Here is a 21,495-nt window from a genome sequence, read left to right as displayed (position 1 = left end):
TGGTTAAGGCTGATATCGAGCAACAACGCCGGGTATCAGCCAAGTGTAAGCGTTAACGGTTATCGATCAAAAGTTACACCGTGGACTTATACCAAGACAGAATTACTTGTGGGTAGGTTTGTCTAGGTTTTTAGAAGCGGTACTTCACATCTAAACACCAGCAGCTACCAACAACTGCTGCATCGCCTCCCAAGTTAACCCCTGCTGAATGTAACGAGGCGCATCCGGATTATAGGGACTAGCGACGCGATCAATCTTGACAATTTCCGCTTCTGGTGGTAATACAGGTACATCTGGATCGAAAGCCGTTGGACGCATCAACGAACTAGAAAACCCCTTGTAAATCGCAATCTGATCCTCTTCGCCAGCAATTTGAGCGGTAACAAGTAAGACTTCTTGAGGATACTTAATCGTGTATTGTTCTAAACGCTGCCCAATAGAAGTTCCTTGGTTCATGGTTGATGAGTGATTGGTCATTCGTCATTCGTCATTTGTCATTATTTGTTAGGGAACAGGGAATAGGGAACAGGGAACAGGGAACAGGGAACAGGGAACAGGGAACAGGGAACAGGGAACAGGGAACAGGGAATAGGGAACAGGGAACAGGGAACAGGGAATAGGGTAATGGGCTATAGAAATTTTGTCTCCCATCTCCCCCAGTTTCCGGCTACTGTTCCATCGCAATTCGTCCCTGTTTCCCTAAGCGAATTAACACAAAATAGCTCAAGTACAGAACATAAATCAATAATCCAACAATTCCAATAAAACCCAAAAATTGAGGAGAAGACTCAGGATGAAAGTATTGTTTAAATAGCCAGGGGGGTTGTAGCCAAACTCTACAAGCAAATGTTTCCACTGCGTCTGGCGTAAACGCGCATCCCAGAGACGGAAGACTCCACAAGACACCAATCCCACAGTAAATCGTGATTGCCCAGCGCCAAGCCGTCAGCGTCAGTTTCAGGGGATTCGTCGGTTGATCCTCAATATCCTCATTCACATCCACCCAAAACCAGAGAGAGATGGGAATCAAAACCCGGGCAAACCAACCCGATATAAAACCAAGGGGCCACGAGGCAATCATGATATAAACTGTAATTGCCAATAAACTAGACACGCGCCAGTAGATAATTAACAGGCGCACGATCGCATCAGCTTTTTTGACAAAAGCCCATACAATTAGGATTAGGGGAATCACCACCGTAAATAAAACGGCTAACCGATAGTCTGTCCAGACTAATGCAGAAAGAAGTTGATCGGGCATGGCTAATCGCCGACGAGTTCCTTTGGTTTAACGTAGCAGAGTGACACCGCGATCGGTTCACATCCCAAATTGTACGGCAATGTTGCCATTTCCGCTTCGGGAATATCATCGATATCAAAGCGGCTGCGTCTCGCTTTCCCCCAACTCAATCGGAGATTTTAGTTGGGGACTGCGCTCGACAACTGTTCTAGTGTCCTGAACAACGGGTTCTCAGAAACAAAAAAAAGCAGCCGGAATCACCCGAAGGAGTTCCAGCCGCCCAACTGATTTACTGAATTCATCCATACAAAATCGGCACGTATAGCAGACGAAGAGTCCTTATTCGTCGTAGACGCGGCACTCATCTGCATCAGGATTTTCTTCGCAATACTTCTCGAAGGAGGTTTTCTTTTTGCCTTTTTGCTTCTGATGTGATGCCTCAGCTTGTAATTCTTCTACAGAATCCCAAGCTACCGCACAGTCTGGGGACTCTGCGCCTTCAGTGTCACAAACAGTTCTAGCTTGCTGACGCTCCCGTTCAATTTGTTCTTGAATATCACTCATTGACTGCTTTCCTTGTTTCCTGATTACTGCACTCATGTATTGTACAGAATGCCTATTTAGTTGGTGTTGACCGCCCCTGGATATATCCAAGTCGGCGCTTATAGGTCTTTTGGATTCTATAGTGTAACGTTCAGCAGAAGCCGATACGCTGTTTACAATTCTACACGATCTGCCCAACTACCGGAAGTAGGAGGCTGTTTAGCACTATTTATCCTCTTGCCATTGAAATATCGTAAAATCTCATCTCCCCCGCCACCCTGCTCCCCTGCCCCCTGACACCAGTCCCTTGGGAGTTAGCCAAATTGGAGTTATCATAAGGCTTTGCACCTGTAGCCAACCCGAAAAAAACCCTACCCAGGGAAAACCTCAGTAAAAGTCATGGCAAATTTGATGAAGTGGGTAAATGCCTTATCAACTCGTCCGTCCTTGGAAACAGCCATCGCCGAGGTGGTAGAGCGTCTGGGACAATCGTTATCGATGCCTGCTGATTTGGGTTTGGTGTTCATCTCTTCAGCCTATGCCAGCGAGTATTCCCGATTAATGCCCCTGCTACAAGAACGGTTATCCGTACCCGTGATCATTGGTTGTGGGGGAGGTGGCGTGATTGGCATGAATGCCCAAGGTCAACCCCAAGAAATCGAAGCAGAACCGGCTTTATCCATCAGTTTGGCGCATCTGCCAGAGGTTTCAGTACAGGCGTTTCATATTCCTGGGAGTGACTTGCCAGATTTAGATAGTTCACCCACTGCTTGGGTAGACTTAATTGGTGTTTCCCCCCAAGAGCAACCCCATTTCATCTTATTAGCCGATCCCTTTTCCTCGAAAGTCAATGATCTATTACAAGGGTTAGATTTTGCCTATCCCGGTTCAGTTAAGGTGGGAGGATTAGCCAGTGCCAGTGGAATGGGGGTTCAGAGTGGGTTATTTTATCGTGATCCGGAACAACGCCCGGAGGGGACACTCTATCGGGATGGAACCGTTGGTGTGGCATTAAGTGGGAATGTGGTACTCGACCCAATTGTCGCCCAAGGCTGTCGCCCTATTGGTCAACCCTATCAAATCACTAAAGGTGAACGAAATATTGTACTGGAACTGGCGGATAGTAATGGGATGAGCTTCAGTGAGGCTGAATCCCAGCCGCCATTAGCCGTGCTGCGCGACGTCATTCAAAACCTGAGTGAGAGCGATCACGAATTGGCGCAACATTCCCTATTTATTGGCATTGCCCGTGATGAGTTTAAGCTAAATCTGGGTCAAGGGGATTTCCTGATTCGCAATCTGTTGGGTGTTGATCCCAGACTGGGTGCGATCGCGATCGGCGATCGGGTGCGCCCTGGTCAACGGATTCAGTTCCATCTGCGAGACGCTCGCACCTCTGAGGAAGACTTAGAATTACTCTTACAGAATTATCAAAACCAAGTCAATCCTACCCCAGAAATGGCGGGAGCCTTAATGTTTTCCTGTTTAGGGCGGGGTCAAGGATTGTATGGCAAACCCGATTTTGATTCCCAACTCTTGTGTCGCTATATCAATAATATTTCCGTTGGCGGTTTCTTCTGTAATGGCGAGATTGAACCCGTAGGCGGGAGTACATTTTTACACGGCTACACGTCAGTATTTGGCATTTGTCGGCAACCTTAATTAGTCATTAAGCCTTGGTTCAACAATGGAAGAGGTATCCAAAGAAATGGCATTATTCTGGAACTTTGGATTAATTGTAACAAACCATCTACAGGTTAGTAGTGGCGTGGCACACCTTATTTGATGAATTAGAATTACGCCCCGAAACCGTAGGGGCGCAAAGACTTGCGCCCGATTCAATGGTCAAATCTATTCCACAATTTTAGCTGTGCCACGCCGCCATCGTGGGTTAGGCGGGAACTCAACCGACAAAATAACTGTTTAATTCAATATCCGCCGTAACCCACCAACAACGATACTTGTGGCATTTTAAGACTTACCAAGAATAAGCGAGACGAAGCTATGAAAAGCTCGACAAGATTCTGTTAGACACCGGAGAGCGGAAATTTACAGTCTGGTTTCACTATTGGATGCGCTGGGGTTTTGGGTTGCGATCGCTCCCAAGGATTGATTGAAGATGGTATGGATAAATGAACAGGATTTTCTACACAATAGCTTTCGCTTTACCCATGAGTTCAAAGTGATATATCCAGAATCGTACAGAGAGCTTGAGCTAGTTCTTGGAGATAGATATCATCTAAATGACCAAGCACTCTAATAATCCGAGATTTATCAATGACTCGAATTTGTTCACACAGAATCACGGAATTTTGGCTTAAACCCCCAACTCCTGCTGGAACGAACACATGAGAAGGTAAAAGCTTTTGCCGTATCTTGGTTGTAAACGGCGCAATAATAGTATGAGGACTAACAGCATTAGCCCGATCAATCTGTAGAATCACTACAGGTCTTATCCCTGCCTGTTCTGTACCTACGACTGGGTTCAAGTCACATAAAACTACATCTCCCCGTCTAATTGGTAAACTGTTTGAAGGCTTGGCTACCACTGAATTTCTCCACGAGCGAGACGTTCTTCATACTCTTCTAAATTCGGTAAGTAGTCAGTGAAATCAGATTCAGCAATTTCTAGCGCTTCGTTAAACTGCATCCATAAGGCAGCACGTCTGTTGTCACTTCTCATCAGCAGGAACTCAATGTAATCGTTCACTTGCTGGACAAGTGGTTCCGGTAATTGGCGAATCTTCGCTATGGTTATATCGTATACAGTCATTTGCTTACTTTCCACTTCATATTTTGGTCAGAGTCTTCAATCACGACAAAATCTCCTACACCAAGAGGAGGATGGTTGACTAAATTTCCTTTTCCTTCATAACTAAGACACTCAACTAAATTTGCTTCACTTCCAAGTTTGTCATGCCAAACAATAAAACGAGGAGCGTTCTTTCTTAATCTCAGCGTACATCCGGCTTTCACGGCTCATTTGGGCTAAAAGCATCTACAAATTCCTCAAGGGTACAGTTGAGTATATGCAATAGCTTCTGAATTTGCTCTGGAAACAAACGCGGTCTCTGTCCCCCTGTTTCCCACTGGGACACTGTACCAACAGTTACACCCATCGCTTCTGCTATCTGGCGCTGGGTTAAGCCAGCACGTTTCCTCAAATACGCAAACGTGATTGGTTCTTCCTCGCTTGCCATATAGTATCCTCGAAATTAACGGTTAAAAATCATTGGTTGACAATTATTGGTCAACAAATATATAGTAGACATAGAAAAAGACAGGCGAATCGAGGAGTCGCCTCAGACCTTCGATTAACTTGTCCATTTCCCTCACCTGTTAGGACTCGCAAACCTAACGTCTACCCTATCCATTGGCTAGCTAGCTCAACAGTTAGTTTAGCCATTGGTTAGGTTTCATCTGGCTGTCTAGATAGCTTACGCATTAGACATCTTATCTTATCTGACCAAAAAGCGATGCCGCAAAAGGGCGATCGCACTCACTCAGTCTATCCATACATACCCTATGAAGACATTAAACGCAAGCTCGACACTCGCTGTCGCGCCACAATTTGCTGCCATTCGCGCCGTTTTCCCTCCTGACGGTGATTACCAGCGCCAACGCCGGAAACGGTCAGCCTGCAACATTTTCACAGCCCTTAATCCCGCCCAAACAAGTCACAGGTAATTGGCTAGAACACCAATACACATTCCCTGATGCAACACCCAATAACCAGGAGTACATCATGACCTACAAAAATAAACTCTACCCGTGGTGTATCGTTCGCCACCTGCCAAACCATCAACGGCGCGTCGTTTGCCGTCTTCGCAGTCGTAGCGATGCAGAAGGACACCTGCAAGTTCTGCGACGGTTCATGCCTACGTTGAACTTTACCATTCTTTTTGATATCCCGCCAGAAAACGAGAACCCATCCACCTATTCAAAATCTAAAATCCAATGACTGCTTTATTCGGCCGTATTAACCCCGCCCAAAAGTTCCGCATCACCAAACGCCAAATCGCCCAATTTCTGGGAATTGCCGAATCCCTAATTGTTAAAGTTGAATCCTGGCTTTATGTTCTATTTGTTCACCGTTTGGACAAAGGCGGACAATTTATCAGTTATCGCCAAATGGAACAATGGAAAAATGCTGTAGCCTGTCACCTGCAAAAATGCTCAACTTGGGAACAGTTAGAACATCTGTGGAATGCTATTAAATTTGATCACACGAAGCATCAAAAACAATATGTCGCCTCTGTCTTGCCATTCCTGGACAAAATTAGGCTGAAATGTCTGGAAGCCATTTCGCCAGAGTTACCTGTTGCTAAACGGCGGGGCTATGCTAGTACAAGAAGGTAGAAGTCCGAAGGCAGAGGGCAGAAGGCTATAAACCTTATGGTAGCTGCTTTTAAGGAGCTTGTTAACTGATTAGTTATTTCTGCCGCGCTGCACTAGTTTATTAATGTGCGATCGCACCCTGATCTTTTGTGGTTAAAGATGCGCTGACACAGCCTTTCACTGGGAAGCATGTCACCTTTGTAGTGGCGTGTACAGCTAAAATTATGGTATAGATTGTAGGTTGGGTTGACACCAGGAAACCCAACAGAATCTAAGGCTAAGCTTCCCCACTACGACCCCCATTTATTCCAGTATTTTAGGGCAAAACAGACCAATGATGTGTTACGATTCGCTAACGCACCCAACAATATTTAATGATTCTGGTGACAGTTCAGAACCTACAGGAATCGTCACGATAAACGTTGTTCCCTTGCCAATTTCACTTTCTACGGTAATTTTACCCTGATGGCGTTCCACACATTTTTTGACAATCGCGAGTCCTAATCCTGTTCCCGATATTGTCCCCACATTACTGCTACGATAAAAGGCATCAAATAACTGCTTTTGCTCTTTTTCTGGAATCCCAATTCCTTGGTCTTTAATTTGGAACGTTACCTTATCGGAGTCAAATATTAGGTCAAATTGAACCGTTCCTCCCTCTGGGGAATACTTAATCGCATTGGAAAGCAAATTGGTTAAAAATTGTCGTAATAGTTTCTCATCGAGACAAACCTCGCGTGACCTACCTTGACGGCAAAACCCAATTTGATGGGGCGTTTTCACCGTCAGTTGTAACTCTTCCACTAATTCCTGGCAAAATGCCTCTAAATTAAGAGAAACAGGTTTAAATTCCAGTTTACCCGCTTCCGCTTTATTAATTAATAACACATCACTAATTAACTGAGTCATGTGGTGGATTGTATTTTGAATCCGTTGAAAATGCCGCTGCTTTTTATCCTCCTGCCATTTATGACCGTAATGTTGCAGTAATTCGCTGGATGAGAGAATCGTGGCTAAGGGGGTGCGATATTCATGGGAGACGACGGAGATAATATTGGATTTGAGTTCACTGAGTTCTTTTTCTTTAATTAAACTTTGGCGCAGTTCGGCTTCTAAGTGTTGGCGCTGGGCAATCTCTTGTTGCAAATCATGATTTTTTTGTCGCAATTCTTCGGTTTGTTTAGCGACGCGACATTCGAGTTCCTCATTAAGCTGTTGGAGTTTCTCCTCACTCTGGCGCAGTCGCTTCAAGGTTTGCGATCGCTCAATAGCATGGCGAATGGAACGAGTCAATAATTCATGATCAATTTTACCTTTGACTAGATAATCTTGCGCCCCTTGGCGTAAGGCTTCTAAGGCAGTCACTTTATCATTTAATCCCGTGAGAACCACAATCGGTAAATCGGGGACAGTTTCATGGGTTTTTGCCACAGTTCCTAATCCTTGTTTGTCGGGAAGAGATAAGTCTAATAACACGACATCAAAGTCATGAGTCTGCACGGTTGACAACGCCTGTTTAAGTTGTTCCACATGGACTAAAGACCAAGGCATTTCCTCGGCGTCTTCTAGGATTTCTTGTAACAGATCCGCATCAGCTGGGTTATCTTCGACTAGCAATATTTTTAGAGGGGATATAGACATTGGTGTTACTCCGAAGGTAGTTGAACCACAGCTAACCAAAAGGCTTCAATTATCTTGACAACTGACATAAATTGTTCGAGATCAATGGGTTTAGTGACATAACAGTTGCCATTCAATTCGTAGGTTTTCAGAATATCTCGTTCAGCGGCTGATGTAGTCAGAATAATCACCGGAATCCGCTTCAGTTGGGAATCCGCTTTAATTTCTGCTAAAACCTCGCGTCCATCTTTTTTGGGCATATTCAGGTCAAGCAAGATTAAATCTGGGCGAGGGACATCGCTATATTGACCTTGGCGTCGTAAAAAAGTTAGGGCTTCCACGCCATCTTCAACCCAGTGCAAATTGTTGAGAACTCTGGCGTCACTAAAAGCGTCAACGGTGAGATCAGCATCACTGGGAGAGTCTTCAACTAGGAGGATTTCTATCGGTCGAATTGTTTTCATAAACGTTAGAGTCATGATAAATGATCAATGAAATCGGGGTGGATGAAACAGTTAGACTGGAATCGTGAAATAAAAGGTTGTGCCAATGCCTAACTCAGAATTGACCCAAATTCGTCCTCCATGACGTTCGACTATTTTTTTACAGATAGCCAAACCAATTCCGGTTCCAGGATAGTCGCGGCGAGAATGTAAGCGCTGAAATATTGTAAAAATGCGCTCTAAATAGTCCGATTCCATACCAATCCCATTATCCTGAACTACAAACGTCCATTCATTTCCCTGGTTTTGGGCAGAAATATGGACGTTTGGTGGGGTTTCACGACGAAATTTAATCGCATTAGCGATGAGGTTTTGGAAGAGTTGAGTTAATTGAGTTGGATCAGCGATGACTGTGGGTAATTTGTCGTAGGTAACTATGGCTTGACTTTCTGCGATCGCGACGTTTAAATTCTCCATCGCCTGTCGGATAATTGTCTCACTCTCCGTGGGTTGTAGGGGTTTCCCGCGTGTTCCCACCCGTGAAAATTCCAGCAGATCATTAATTAATTGCTGCATCCGCGTCGCCCCGTCCATAATGTAATGGAGGTATTTATCCGCTTTGGCATCGAGTTGGTTTTGATACTTGCGGCTGAGAAGTTGGGCGTAACTATTGACAGCGCGTAAGGGTTCTTGTAAATCGTGGGAGGCGACATAGGCAAACTGTTCTAAGTCGCGATTGGATTGCCATAATTCTTGATTGAGTTGTTTGAGTTTTTCTTTGGCTTGCTTGCGTTCCGTGACAACTTCGGTGTTCATAATAATGCCGCTAATATCGCCACTATTGCCAATCCAAGGACGAATTTCCCAGGAAATCCATTGCGTCTTCCCATCGGCGCGGATAAATAAGTCTTCGTCACACTGTTCACTCGCACCTTGGAGACAACGTTGATGAATTTGTTTCCAAGTATCGGGGATTTCGGGAAAGAGTTCGTAGTGATTTTTGCCGATAATATTTTGCTGTTCTAAATTGTAATCCTCTAACCAGCGGCGACTGACTAACTGGTAATTCATCTGCTTATCAAACATCGCGATCGCGGCGGGGGTATATTCTAAAAGTAGCCGCAGCATTTCCGCGTTATGGCGCAAGGCTTCCTCGGTTTGTTTGGCGTCTGTGATATCTTGGACGAGGGACAAAATTGAGACCATTTTACCAGATTCATCTAAAAGGGCAGATTCGTACCATTGACAAATTACTACCCTGCCATCTTTGGTCAGATTGCGATTTTGGTAGACTACACTGGAAGTACTTCCATCCAGTAACCCACTCATTTCTTGGCGAACCAGTTCAACATCATCGGGATAAATAAACTGCCAATCGCTTGAACGCTTTCCGAATACTTCCGGCGTTGTCCAACCAAAGATTTTTTCCGCTTGTTTTGACCAACGCTGCACCCGAAACTGGTTATCCCATTCCACGACAGCTAGGGGAGAATTCTCCACATGGAATCCCAAGCGTTGATGGGCGTCTTGTAAGGCTTTGGTCTGTTGTTGCAGAATAATTTCGGCGTGCTTCTTCTCGGTAATGTCCGTCCAAAACCCAACCATTTCTAAAGGGTTCCCGGCTTCATCACAAATCAGTTTCAGTTCATCATGCATCCAGCGGTAAGTGCCATCCTGATGTAAGAAGCGGTATTCATGAACATGATGTCCCGTGTCAAAAACTTTGGGTAAATTGGCGAAAACACGGGGGACATCTTCGGGATGAATATGATTTGCCCAAAACTGCGGATCATTGGTAAAGTCTTGGGCAGCGTATCCCACAACAGTTGCTGTATTATCACTCATAAACGTAATGCCATAGTTCCCGGAAACCTGGCGACTATAGAGTACCGCCGGACTATGAGACAGGAGATAACGCAAGCGTTCTTGAGTCAGCCGCAATGTAGACAGGGTACGCTTGCGATCGCTAATATCCCGATTTGACCCAACAATCCGATAAGGTTTCCCGTTAGCATCGCGTAAACTCGCGCCACGGGACAAAATCCAGCGGTAATTCCCCTCTTTATCCAGGAGACGATGTTCGAGTTCCAAGCTGGGGGTTAAGCCGTCAATATAGTCTTGAAACGTAGCCAATACCCGTTCCCGATCGCCTGGATGAATCCGATCCAACCACTCAGTAAAGCGATCAGAAATTTCATCGACGTGATATCCTAAAGTTTGACTCCAACGGGGAGAATAGTAAACGTGATCCGTTTCCAGATTCCAATCCCAAAGTCCATCATTTGATCGTTCCGCTACCAGTTCATACCGTTCTTGAGTTTCTTGGAGAATGGCTTCAGTCTGCTTCTGATGGGTAATATCACGTCCCACCGCATAAATTAATCCTTTAGCTGGAAATGAGGCGCTATTCCAACCTAACCAACGATAGGAACCATCTTGACAGCGATAGCGATTCTCAAATTGAATGGATGTCGTACCCGTCGCCAATTTTTCTATTTCAGTTAAGGTGGCGACGCGATCATCGGGATGGACAAATTCTAGAAAGGGTTGAGTTAAAAGTTCCGCTAGGGGATAACCGAGAACCCTTTCAAAAGCGGGATTCACTCGTTGGAAATACCCATCGCTTCCCGCAATCGCCATGAGATTAACGGACATATTGAAAAAGCGATCTAACTCAAAGTCTATGGGGAGTGGATCAGTAATTTCTCTGGCGACAGCATACCCATATCCCGCCTCATCGGAGTTCCATGTCCACTCTAGCCAGTGGTAGTTCCCTTGGTAGTGGCGATAACGGTTCCGAAAGGAAACAGGAACCCCTTTTGTGGCTAAAGCCGTCAGCGTGGCGGTAACATCCTCTGGATGGACAAGTTCAATCCAATGGCGCGATCGCACATTTTCCGGTGTCCACCCCAATATCTTGCACCAAGCGGGGTTGAGTTGTCCAATCCTGCCGTCAGGTTCGATAATACAGAAGAGATTGGCTGAGTGATGGAAAAAAGCTTGCCATTTAGGGTCAGCTTGAATTAAGCTATGCTGCACGGGATTGCCCATGAAAAGTCTTATCCTAGAAGCGGTTATACAGGGATGGTTTCCTTAATTTTCACCACTTTCAGGCAAACTGTTGACCGAGAAAGTACCCAATTCTGTGAGGATGGCGGCGAATCCTTCGGTAAAATTACGGATATCAGTTCGTAGTAGGGTCTTTAGCCCCTAATTGTATTTGCCAGAGGCTTGACGTAAGGCATCAAGAATGTCTTGTTCTTCGCCTTGATTGGGTTCATTATGTCAAAGCCAGTAGTGGCGTGACCCACCTTAGCAAGATGAATTAACCAATCGCTACACCGTATGCCTATCTTGGCTTAGGGCGATTTTGCTTTTAGCATCACTCTCGTCAAATCAGGCTGACGCCCAATAAATCTAAAGCCTTCCTTATATAAGCCATCTAATGTAGCTTCTTCATTCAAGAGTTTTTCCGCAGGGAGGGACTCCCACCAGCGCATTAATCTGTTTTTGGGTGTGGATGACCCGGAATTGACCATCTATTTCCACGATGCGTGATCCTAACTAAGAATTATAGGTTGGCATTGGCTCAAAATTTGCTGTAGATTAACCACATCACCAATAACCGCGATCGCAGGGGCTTCAAATCCAGTGGCGTCCACTTGCTGCACAATAGTGTCTAGAGTACCAATCAAGTGGTCTTGTTGCGGTGTAGTTCCCCAGCGAATTAAAGCCACCGGGGTGTCTGGAGAACGTCCCGCCGCGATAACTTGCGTCACAATATTGCCCAGATTATGCACCCCCATATAGATTACAATCGTTTCACTTCCCTGGGCGATCGCCTGCCAATTAACTTCAGGGCGATACTTACCCACCGCTTCGTGTCCGGTGACAAAGGTCACGGATGAACTATACTGGCGATGGGTCAGCGGAATCCCCACATAAGCAGGTGCGGCAATCCCCGACGTGATCCCTGGAACCACTTCCACCGATACACCCGCCCGGATTAAATCCTCCATTTCTTCCCCACCGCGTCCAAATACAAAGGGATCACCCCCTTTAAGGCGCACCACAACGGCATTGGTTTTGGCTTTTTCAATCAGTAACTGGGTCGTTTGTTCCTGGGGTAATGAATGACGCCCCCGCCGTTTTCCGCCATTAATTTTTTCGGCATTGGGATTAATCATTGCCAAAATTGGCGCACTGACTAAAGCGTCGTAGATTACCACATCGGCATGTTCTAACAAGGTTTTACCTTTGAGGGTAAATAATCCGGGATCTCCGGGTCCCGCGCCGACTAAATAGACTTTACCGAGATAGTTAGGTTGATTCATGCTCATTCAATAAAACCATTCATTTCAATTAATTTATAGTCCATTCCCTCAAAAATCTATGGGGACTACCCAATTCATCTCGTTACTTAGGATACATAATCCGCACACAAATGACAATTTTGCATGTTAACCATGCGACATTAACATTTATCACCGGATGTTGCCTGACAAATCGGTCAGCCATCTCGCTTTTCTAAGAATACAGGTCAAAACCGTTTCTTCTGTGGTCACCCAAAATCAGCTTTAATCACCGTGGCAAAAGCAGGTTATAAACGCGGATTTGGTATTACCTGCATCCGGTATCAATAATTATCTGACACCGCGACACCGCCTACATTTAGACAAGGGCGAGTCGAGACAGGTTAATTCTAACACCGCCGACGATGAGCAGCGACTCGCCCCTACAACCAACCGCGATAATTGCCCCAATTTATCTAGATAAATCTTTGGATAAAAAATAATTCAACCTTAAGTAGGTTGGTGGAAATCAATTCAACTCTATTAAGTTATGTAAATAGCCCTCAAACCCTTACAAATGACAAATGACGAACTTATTGGTTATTATGATACACCAATCGTCCCACCTCTGAGGCTTGGCGAATCATAATTTTATCTCCGGGATTAACTGTCACTATCGTAGGATTATTGTCCGCCACTAACTGTCCCACCTCCCGCGTAATTTCCAGACTCAGTTCATCAGTTTCATCTAACAACAAGGGTGGTTTTTCCTGAGTCGGATTGTTAAACGCCACACCTATCCCCTGATTAAATGTGCTGCGAGTTACAGAACGATAATAGCCTGTGGCGCCAAAAGGAGTCGCGACAACGACACCATCCCCGATCACAGTTGGATCAACGTCTTCTTGATTCACACTTACCTTAAATCGGATCGCATGGATAGGGTTTTCATTTCTCAGGATAATATCATTCACGGCTAATAATCGACCCTGGTTATGAATCACTTCGAGTTTAATAATCTCCTTGAACTGACTTTTTCCCGCCTGGATCATTGCCAACATCTCATCCAGGGGTTCATTATGGCACTTGAAGCAAATAAGACTATCTTTAACCAATAACTTAGGAATTCCCGGTTTGATTCGTTCCGCTTCTAGATAAGTCCCGTCTCCTCCTACGGTGATCATGAAGTCAGGATTAGTCTCAGCATAGTCAAATCCTTGGTTCTCAACCTGATCCTTGACCTGTTGACCCTTTTCTGGGTTTTTGGCATAAATAGAAAACGTTTTTAACTGCATACTAACCGTCCTAATTTCCCGCCTCACCCCATCACCTGTATCCTGTGCCTGGGAACGCCGACGAATTGACTGTCGCCTTGCCAATATACTGCAAAATCCGCTCAAAGTCACGGCGAATTTCCGCTAATTGTTTCACCTGTTTGTTAGAACCTGCGATCGCGTCAATTTCCTGCTGGCGTCTGACCCTAATCTGTTGCTCAAGTTGGCGATAGGTTTGTTGTTCAACAGTCCAGAGTTGAGCATTCATGTGATTCTCTAGATGTTGAGCAATTGCCTGAAATTGACTGGTAATATAATGGATAATATCGCTCATTTGCTTTTCCATCTGCGCTGTAGACTCCCGGCTAGCCGATTCCGCTTTTTCCGCGAAAATGATTGTCGCCGAACTTAAGAATTGGGAAATATGGATAATCGGCGTCACCGCTTCTACCGCTTGCCAAGATTTAACTTGAAACTCGGCTAAATTTTGGGGATAGTTTTCTGACATCATCTTAACGGTGTCCCTAAATCGTTTCAGCCAATGCAGTTGACGCTGGATACGCTGTGCCTTTTTCAGATTACCTGAATTTTCACTATCTTGTTTAGCCTTTTGCCAAGATTCCAGTAAAATTTGCACCAAATTTCCTTGCAGTATTGTCGTGATGTTCTGGTGCAGCGATATCATGGCTTGTTTTAGACTATTGGTTATCTTTTGGGCGGCTTGTTCATAATGCTTTTGTAGATTCAGTTCAGTGCGCTGAGTCAATTGTTCAAAGTTTAGCTGACTCCCCACAGCTAATTGCAGGATATCCCCTTCTTGAGTAATCGCGGCGGACAGGTGTAGAATTATTGCCTGAATCTTCGTCCGTAGGCGATCGCGTTCTTGGTGTAGACTACGAGTTAGGCGGGTAAGTAGTTCTAAGAATATGGTATCTTGGGGGGTAGTACGACTGATATGCAACTGCGCCTCATCCACACAGCTTAAAGCGATGCGAATTGGGGTATCAAAGCGGGTCAAATACCCTCGCTGTTCGACAAAGGTATCCAAGGTATCAATGAATGTAGAAAAACGACTCACGTCTCTGAGAAATTTATCCCCGGAATCGATTCCTTCACAGTAGTCCTTTGCATCGATAAAACATAAGGGAAATTCATCCAGATTATAGGGATGTAAGGCTTCAGCTAAACTGTGGCGATAGTTCGCCATTTTTTCCCGTTCCTCACCCGCTTCCTCGGACATTTTATTAATCACCAGCATCATTTTCCAGCGATAGCCTTGACGGTAGGCTAACTGCTTAAAATTTTCCACCGTTATTGCGTCAAACAGCATCGAGGTGAGACAGACAATCAACAAATCCGCCTGCGCGATCGCCCGATAGGTTATTTCATCATGATCTTGCCGTTCTGTAAACAGTCCAGGGGTATCAATAACCTCAATTCCTTGCCAATTATAACGGCTGATCTGATTGGTTGTAATATCAGAATGAATAGCAATATCTCGTCGCCCTGTCAACGCTGAAATCAGGGTAGATTTTCCCGCGCCATATTGTCCAACTACGACAACACTCAGCATTCCCTGATGGCGATAGGTATTAAGTTCCTGGCGTAGTTTTTGACGAATATCAGTGAGAGGCGTGCGATTTAGCCTCGCCAAGTATTTGTCAAATTTTATACAAGCTGTCGTTAACTTAGACGCGACAACCGCTGATTTAAATTGATTCGTCATTTGTCCTTTGTCTTATGTCATTTGTCATTTGTCATTTGGTTGGGGCGGGTTTTGCAGCCAAGCTAGGGATAACAATCAATATTAGTCCCTAAACCCGCCCCTACACACAGACGCTCCATGGCTCGTCTTGGAACATGGCTTACCCTGCTTCCCCTGCTCCCAGACGTAGCATGCTACGTCTCTACATTGCTCCCTCATCTACTGAAGCCGATGCATTGACACATCTTCTTGCAGAATTCGATTAATTTCCTGGCTGTCTAGATGAGAACGGACTTGAAATTTGGTTTGAATATCAATCTGTTTACCAAACTCCCGTTTTACTTGAGTAACTGTTTTATCAATTCCGGCTTCAGTTAAGGGTTCATAGTTTCCTTGACACCAATCGACAATCCGCTTACTATACGCCCGATTAAGCCGATTAATTGTATTACTGAGTTGCTGCTGAGGCTGATTAAACTGTTTGGAAATTAGCTCAAACTCTTGAATCAGTCCTTCAATATATCGCATAATACTCCCGGCTGCATGGCGGTAATACTCACGAAAACTATTAGCCGCTTGTTCCTCAATTTGGCGCTGACTGGATCGGATTTGTGGCGTTAACAACTTAGACAACCGTTGAACGGCGAAATGGCGTTTTTGTTCGCGGGTTGTAAAAATACCCAAAATGCTATTTAGCACCACTGCCCCCATCATCACCGTCTTGTTCACGGGGGGACTAAAATGAGTCACTAGGGTTTGGGAGAGTCTCAAGAAACTCCCGCCAATTTCCGCCGCATTATCACTATGCAACGCAGCAGGAGTCGGGAAAAAGTGGAAATTATCCCTACCCATCTGAGCGATTAATTGTAAATCGGTTCCCAGTTCAGCTAAGGCAATTTCGACATCTCGATTAAAGTTTTGCACCGTTGTTTGATAGGCATGTTGCAGGCGATCATCAATTTGCAGGGCTTGCAGTTTATAGTCCCAATTTTGTTTTAAGCTTTCCTGACTAAAGTTCCAATTGGATTCAGCAAAATCGGGTAAACTATTGAAAATATCTGGGAAAATGCTGGCAATTTGATACTGGAGGAATTCCAGATGATCCTTACCCGCCGTTTTGATTTGCGCCTGTAAGGTTTCTCGTTGACGGGTGAGGGTGGTACTCAATTGGTGATAGATTTGGGATTTCTGACTCATCCAATGGTAGGGGCATTCAATTGTCCCCACAGTGGAACCCAGAAGCGTTTGCGATCGCCGAATCGCACCATGCTTGACTAGGGATTCGCGGATGGAGTCTAAAAAGTCCTGGATGCGACTGGCTTTGAACAGTTTCTCCTGATTGGCTTGGTGTTCGGGTTCGCTTGCCATTTGCGCCGCCAGCAGCATGACGGGAATAATATCAAAGTAGTCGTTGGCATAATGGTTTTGGGCATAGCGACGGATGCGATCGATATGTCCAGCAATCCCACTATTTCCGTCTAGGGTAAAGAGGTTATCGGGGTTTTTTAAGAAATAGTCTAAGCGACGCGGATCACGCAGGTTATATTTCAGGTTGAGCAGAATAATTAAGGGTTTTGCCTTGGCTTTTAACTGCTGCAAGAATTGAAACTCGGTTTCTTGGATACTGTCATTGGTGACAAGATAACAAATCAGATCGGATTCTTCAATCACACTTTCGACAATTTCCTCTTCCGTTTTCCCGCCCGGTGCGCCAATTCCGGGGGTATCAATAATGCGAATATTTTTCCAGTCATACACTCGATTAAAGCGAGTCGTCCGTTGTCCCCCACTACCAATCGCTTCCCAGCCTTCCCCAATAATAATCGCATGAAGGGTACTTTTGCCGACTTTGGTTTTTCCCATAACCGCCAGACTAAAATGATGCAGGGCGCGTTGTTTTGCCCACAGGGATTCACGGACAACGTCCAGTTCTTGTCCAATCTCGGTAGTTAGGGTTTGTTGAGTTTGGTTGAATTGATGGATCAGTTCTTGCGTAGTGGAGTTCGTCGGCTGCTGGTTAATGGTTTGCTGGAGGTTTTCTAAGGTGAGTTTTAGGGTTTGATTTAAGCCGATTAACGTGGATTCAGTATCCGTGAGTGCGGTTTCAGCGAAGCGATAATCTTCCCGTGCAATAATGCTATTTTGTTGCACCGCTTCTTCGTAGTCGGGTCCAGCTAAAAGGATTTGCCGTTGCAATTGAACAATGCGGCGTCCCAGGGTTTCAGGGGCGAAGGCGGCGAGTTTAGCGATTAAGGTGCGGGATAAGATAGACTCTGCACCCATGAGTAATATCGCGCTGAGTGAGAGTTTCTCGGTTTGAGACTCCCGATCTTGTTGGCGAGTGGCTTGCAGAGATTGGGCTTGAGTCACCATCTGTTCCACTTCTGTCGCATCCCAGTGCCAAATCTGCGCCACCTGGGCAATCATTTGCTGTTCTAAGGGGGAAAAGAGTCCATCGACATAAGCGATCGCCAGAAGTTGCTGCATCGCTTCCTGTTGCTGTTCGGGGGGGATTTGCTGGGCGATGTCCTGGACAGGGAGGAGGGTTTTCGCTTGGGCGAGAATTTTCTCCATTTCGTGGATAGTCTGTTGTCCCACCTGAGTTTGATCGGCCAACTCATGCAAGAGTTTCGACTCTTCCCGATGAATTTGGCGATCGGCACAAACTAGATGGGTGAGTAAGAGAAACGGGTAGTCGAGGGGTTCACTAGCCATGGGAGTGGTGTTGGGTAGGGTTACCTGGGGGTAAATGCTGGGGGTTAGGGATACCATGATATCGGAAAGCACAATAGGTTCTCCTATACAGTTCCCAACGAAAGCGATCGCTTTCCCGGATGCTTTGAGAGGCAAACACCCAGGGGGGAGATGGGGGAGATGGGGGAGATGGGGAAGAGGGGGAGAAGGTTAAACGTGAACATGCCTATAATATGTAGGGGCGGGTTTAGGGACAAAATCAGGAAACCCACCTCAAACCAAACAACAAAACCCGCCCGCATCCCAATCTAAATTTGATTCACCTCAAAACTGACAACAACACCCACCCGATTTCCCACCGCGATCGCATACCAAAGATGTAGGCAAGTTACAGGATTAGGCGGGAACTAAATGATGGCACATAACCGTTAAATGAACTATCCAACCTAACCCACCAAATTGGAGGACAACCCGACTAACTTGAGGAAAGGGCGACCCGATCCAATTGAATAGATTGGTGTTGTTGATTAATGCAGGCGGGTCGCCCCTACACGGCTAATGTTGACTTCACGATTCAATCAGGAAATTCAATAAATGATGTGCGCCTATCCCAACCTAAATTTGATTAACCTTAAAACTGACAACAACACCCACCCGATTTTCCACCGCGATCGCATGCCAAAGATGTAGGGAAGTTACAGGATAGGGAAGGGCGGGTTTTGTAGAAATGTTATGGGTTTCTGGGTGAATTTTACTCCTAAACCCGCCCCTACATTCGATGTTCTGCCGCGATATCAGATGTCAATACAAGCCAGTTAAAACTGAGATTGTCTTTCCTCTGTCCCTGGCACCAGATAACCCTCCGTCCACTCGGGACGCGGCGGAACATTCCCCTGCTTAATATCATTCTGCCATTCACTATCGGATTTGCGAACAACTCCCGGCATTTCAAATTCATAATGGCTTAAAACGGGTCCTGCATACACCATTTTATCTTCACCATTATCCACCGCAATCATCAGCAAATCCACATTCCCTACCCCTTGGTGTAGTACTGCCCCTGGATCACCAAAAATGGGATCGGGAACATCAGTATGTACATCGGCAACAATCGCATCCCAACTATTAGAATCCTTGGGTTCTTCGTAGAACAAAGACGGATACCAACCCCGATAGTAAGGACCCCCTGAACCGCCATCGATTTCCACAATATCTCGAAGGAATTGAGTCTCAGCTTGGCTAAGTTCCTGCTGTGCCAATTCCTTGGTGGCAATGTCTTTCAGGATGGCTAATTTTTCGGCAAAGTTCTCTAAGAATTCAACTTGTCGTTCCTGAATCTGGCCAGATGAACCGGGAAAACGGGTTCGATTAATCTGTTGGGCGGCTAACTGTACCATCCTCTCAAACCGTCCCCAAAATTCCGGTCTGGGTTCAACAAATCCGGCGGGGTAAAAGCAACGAGTTCCACCGGTGTAGGATTGTTTGGCATATAAAATCGTGTCGTGGCGTAACTGCGTCCAGGAGGCTAATTGGGTATTTAAGGTTTTCATTGCCCAGGCTTTTGTCCGCATCGCTTCTGGGTATTTCGCCTCGGTGGTTGGTGTTGACAGTTCCCGTAAGGTGGCTAACCAATTTAGGTAGATGTTTTGTTCCCAGATGGCGGGATTTTGCTGATCCACAACGGTTTTGACAGCAGCTAAGTGATGTTGATAATTGAGTCCATCTCGAAATTGACGCCCCTGTCTATTCGTCATCCGATCAACTAATTCGGGGACAATTTGATTATTTCCTAACGCGGCAAACGCCACATCTAAGCTACTGGGAATGCGCCGTGGCACTTTCTTACCATCCCAGAGAATGTCATCGTAAACCACTTTACTCAACACCCAGCTATCTAAGACGAATTTTTGACCGAGAAGGGTAAAGCTGCGGGGAAGTTGGATTTGCTGGGAATCGGGGGGGGATTGATAGGAATCTCCCCGAATGCTTTGCAACCCTAATGGCGTGGCTAAAATATCAGTTTGCAGTTGTTCCAGGGTGGATAATGTCTGAATATCTGTGGGGGATTTAATCGTATTCTGTGCCAAGAAGTCATTCAATTCGGCAAATGTCATCGAATCCGTTTGACCGACAAAGGTTTGCAACATTTGGTCAAACTGTTGCCATTGCGAAAATTTACCAGATTGGTTGAGGAGATGATTCAGGATAATCGCGATACCCAATTCCCGTGGCGAAGATTCCTCTGGATTCCCGGCAATCCGCAGATCAATTCTGCCACACCAAATCATCGCCCGAAAATACCGTTTCAGCGCCTCAGATTTCTCATAATGCCCACGGGGTTTAAACTGGGAAAAATCAACGCTGCGATCGCGTCCAAATAGGTTAAACTCCCGAATCCGCCCAGATTCAATCGCATCAAGGGTTTCAGCGATGCGACTATTCTGATTAAAATAGGAGTTAACTCGATTCCCGGAAAGTAGCGATCGCGCCACGGCGATAAAATAATCGGCATCGAGGATACTCTCCTCTAATACACCCTTGCCATACTCCTGCCGTACTTGAGGCAGCCTCTGCGCCATACCCGCTAAGATTTCAGAGAGCGATCGCGCCAAATACTCGGCTTCTAATTCCTCTAACATAGCATCATAAGACCGATGCCATGCATGAAGTAACGCATCACTGGAGACAAAAACAGGCAAATCCCGACTATAAATGTTATAAAATACAGCAGCAAAGCTAGGAGCGCTCATCCGTTCACTGACGACAAAGCCATTACGTTGAAACACCGCTAATTCTTCCGCATTCAGGCGAAAATCATCGCGAGGTTGAATTGGGATCATATAATCCCGATACCGCCGAGAAATATCCTCTGGTGATAAATTAAAGTCATCCCAAAACTTCGCCGTCGTTACATCCCAGCTAATTTGAGGCAAATACTCAGCTTGACTCGCATATCGCTGCTGAAAGGTTTGCGGGGATATCTGTCCAATTTGTTGCAATTCTTGGTTAAATTGCCGGGTATAATCTAATTTCCCAGTTGGGAATGTATTCTGGGCAACATGAGTAATCGTTGCATCCTGGGAATGAGTATCAAATTTTACCCGACTTGACCAGGCTACATTCGGGGTCATAATGATTAACGATAACAGGGGACAGGTTGCAGCTACAATCTGCCAAGCCTTGATCCACGGTTTATTCGCACGCTTCACTGCTTGACTCCTTTACTTGAAGGGCTTGCCAAAGGCAATTTTTAGTTAAGTGAGTTTAAGTTTTGATTACTTTTTGCTTCAACTATTGATACAAAAATTTATAGTTTCAAGATTTTCAATAAACTCAAGACTCTACG

The 21,495-nt window shown here is 45.5% G+C and carries 18 protein-coding genes; 3 read left to right on the top strand and 15 right to left on the bottom strand.

The window, feature by feature from the left end:
- Window positions 1-150: 150 nt before the first annotated feature.
- The 4 genes from RIE73_RS21840 to RIE73_RS21825 all read right to left on the bottom strand — a co-directional run bounded on the left by RIE73_RS21840 (window position 151) and on the right by RIE73_RS21825 (window position 1,804).
- Complete coding sequence (locus RIE73_RS21840; protein ID WP_446403185.1) at window positions 151-477, bottom strand: DUF7734 family protein; 327 nt, start codon at window positions 475-477, stop codon at window positions 151-153.
- A 190-nt stretch (window positions 478-667) separates the two neighbouring features.
- On the bottom strand, window positions 668-1,261 hold the full coding sequence (locus RIE73_RS21835) for a DUF3177 family protein (protein WP_446403184.1): 594 nt from the start codon (window positions 1,259-1,261) through the stop codon (window positions 668-670).
- 2 nt (window positions 1,262-1,263) lie between these two features.
- A complete protein-coding gene (locus RIE73_RS21830; protein ID WP_446403183.1) occupies window positions 1,264-1,410 on the bottom strand; it encodes a hypothetical protein in 147 nt (48 codons plus the stop codon).
- A 169-nt stretch (window positions 1,411-1,579) separates the two neighbouring features.
- Window positions 1,580-1,804 carry a CP12 domain-containing protein gene (locus RIE73_RS21825; protein ID WP_446403182.1) on the bottom strand — a complete coding sequence of 75 codons (225 nt, stop codon included), beginning with the start codon at window positions 1,802-1,804 and terminating at the stop codon, window positions 1,580-1,582.
- 378 nt (window positions 1,805-2,182) lie between these two features.
- On the opposite strand from RIE73_RS21825, the gene RIE73_RS21820 reads away from it, so the two are divergent.
- Window positions 2,183-3,445: an FIST signal transduction protein gene (locus RIE73_RS21820; protein ID WP_446403181.1), complete on the top strand. Its 1,263-nt coding sequence runs from the start codon at window positions 2,183-2,185 to the stop codon at window positions 3,443-3,445.
- A 515-nt stretch (window positions 3,446-3,960) separates the two neighbouring features.
- On the opposite strand, the gene RIE73_RS21815 is transcribed toward RIE73_RS21820, so the two are convergent.
- The 3 genes from RIE73_RS21815 to RIE73_RS21805 form a co-directional block, all read right to left on the bottom strand.
- Window positions 3,961-4,332 (bottom strand): type II toxin-antitoxin system PemK/MazF family toxin, encoded by a 372-nt coding sequence (locus RIE73_RS21815; protein ID WP_446403180.1) that lies wholly within the window; start codon window positions 4,330-4,332, stop codon window positions 3,961-3,963.
- Entirely contained in the window at window positions 4,326-4,556 is a 231-nt protein-coding gene (locus tag RIE73_RS21810) for a hypothetical protein (protein ID WP_446403179.1), read from the bottom strand. The genes RIE73_RS21815 and RIE73_RS21810 overlap by 7 nt, the downstream gene beginning before the upstream one ends.
- Window positions 4,557-4,755: 199 nt before the next feature.
- Entirely contained in the window at window positions 4,756-4,983 is a 228-nt protein-coding gene (locus RIE73_RS21805) for a helix-turn-helix domain-containing protein (RefSeq protein WP_446403178.1), read from the bottom strand.
- Window positions 4,984-5,354: 371 nt separating this feature from the next.
- Between RIE73_RS21805 and RIE73_RS21800 the strand changes: the two genes are divergently transcribed.
- Complete coding sequence (locus tag RIE73_RS21800; RefSeq protein ID WP_446403177.1) at window positions 5,355-5,744, top strand: hypothetical protein; 390 nt, start codon at window positions 5,355-5,357, stop codon at window positions 5,742-5,744.
- Window positions 5,741-6,142 carry a hypothetical protein gene (locus RIE73_RS21795; protein ID WP_446403176.1) on the top strand — a complete coding sequence of 134 codons (402 nt, stop codon included), beginning with the start codon at window positions 5,741-5,743 and terminating at the stop codon, window positions 6,140-6,142. Before RIE73_RS21800 ends, RIE73_RS21795 begins: the two co-directional genes overlap by 4 nt.
- 321 nt (window positions 6,143-6,463) lie before the next feature.
- Here RIE73_RS21795 and RIE73_RS21790 read toward each other — a convergent pair whose 3' ends face one another.
- From RIE73_RS21790 to RIE73_RS21755, 8 genes are all read right to left on the bottom strand, one after another.
- Window positions 6,464-7,762 carry an ATP-binding protein gene (locus RIE73_RS21790; RefSeq protein WP_446403175.1) on the bottom strand — a complete coding sequence of 433 codons (1,299 nt, stop codon included), beginning with the start codon at window positions 7,760-7,762 and terminating at the stop codon, window positions 6,464-6,466.
- A 5-nt stretch (window positions 7,763-7,767) separates the two neighbouring features.
- Window positions 7,768-8,220 (bottom strand): response regulator, encoded by a 453-nt coding sequence (locus RIE73_RS21785; RefSeq protein WP_446403174.1) that lies wholly within the window; start codon window positions 8,218-8,220, stop codon window positions 7,768-7,770.
- Between the two features lie 36 nt (window positions 8,221-8,256).
- Window positions 8,257-11,235 carry a PAS domain S-box protein gene (locus RIE73_RS21780; RefSeq protein WP_446403173.1) on the bottom strand — a complete coding sequence of 993 codons (2,979 nt, stop codon included), beginning with the start codon at window positions 11,233-11,235 and terminating at the stop codon, window positions 8,257-8,259.
- Between the two features lie 509 nt (window positions 11,236-11,744).
- The gene (gene cobA, locus RIE73_RS21775; RefSeq protein WP_446403172.1) at window positions 11,745-12,518 is read right to left on the bottom strand and encodes a uroporphyrinogen-III C-methyltransferase; all 774 of its coding nucleotides are present in this window, start codon (window positions 12,516-12,518) and stop codon (window positions 11,745-11,747) included.
- 551 nt (window positions 12,519-13,069) lie between these two features.
- A complete protein-coding gene (locus tag RIE73_RS21770; protein ID WP_446403171.1) occupies window positions 13,070-13,771 on the bottom strand; it encodes a hypothetical protein in 702 nt (233 codons plus the stop codon).
- A 31-nt stretch (window positions 13,772-13,802) separates the two neighbouring features.
- Window positions 13,803-15,476: a GTPase gene (locus RIE73_RS21765; protein ID WP_446403170.1), complete on the bottom strand. Its 1,674-nt coding sequence runs from the start codon at window positions 15,474-15,476 to the stop codon at window positions 13,803-13,805.
- Between the two features lie 198 nt (window positions 15,477-15,674).
- Window positions 15,675-18,242, bottom strand: a complete 2,568-nt coding sequence (locus tag RIE73_RS21760; protein ID WP_446403169.1) for a GTPase — start codon at window positions 18,240-18,242, stop codon at window positions 15,675-15,677.
- A gap of 722 nt (window positions 18,243-18,964) precedes the next feature.
- Window positions 18,965-21,358: a DUF3160 domain-containing protein gene (locus tag RIE73_RS21755; protein ID WP_446403168.1), complete on the bottom strand. Its 2,394-nt coding sequence runs from the start codon at window positions 21,356-21,358 to the stop codon at window positions 18,965-18,967.
- Between the last annotated feature and the right edge of the window lie 137 nt (window positions 21,359-21,495).

This window comes from Coleofasciculus sp. C1-SOL-03 (assembly GCF_040220555.1).
GTDB lineage: Bacteria > Cyanobacteriota > Cyanobacteriia > Cyanobacteriales > Coleofasciculaceae > Coleofasciculus.
This window is presented reverse-complemented; position numbering and strand designations above follow the sequence as displayed.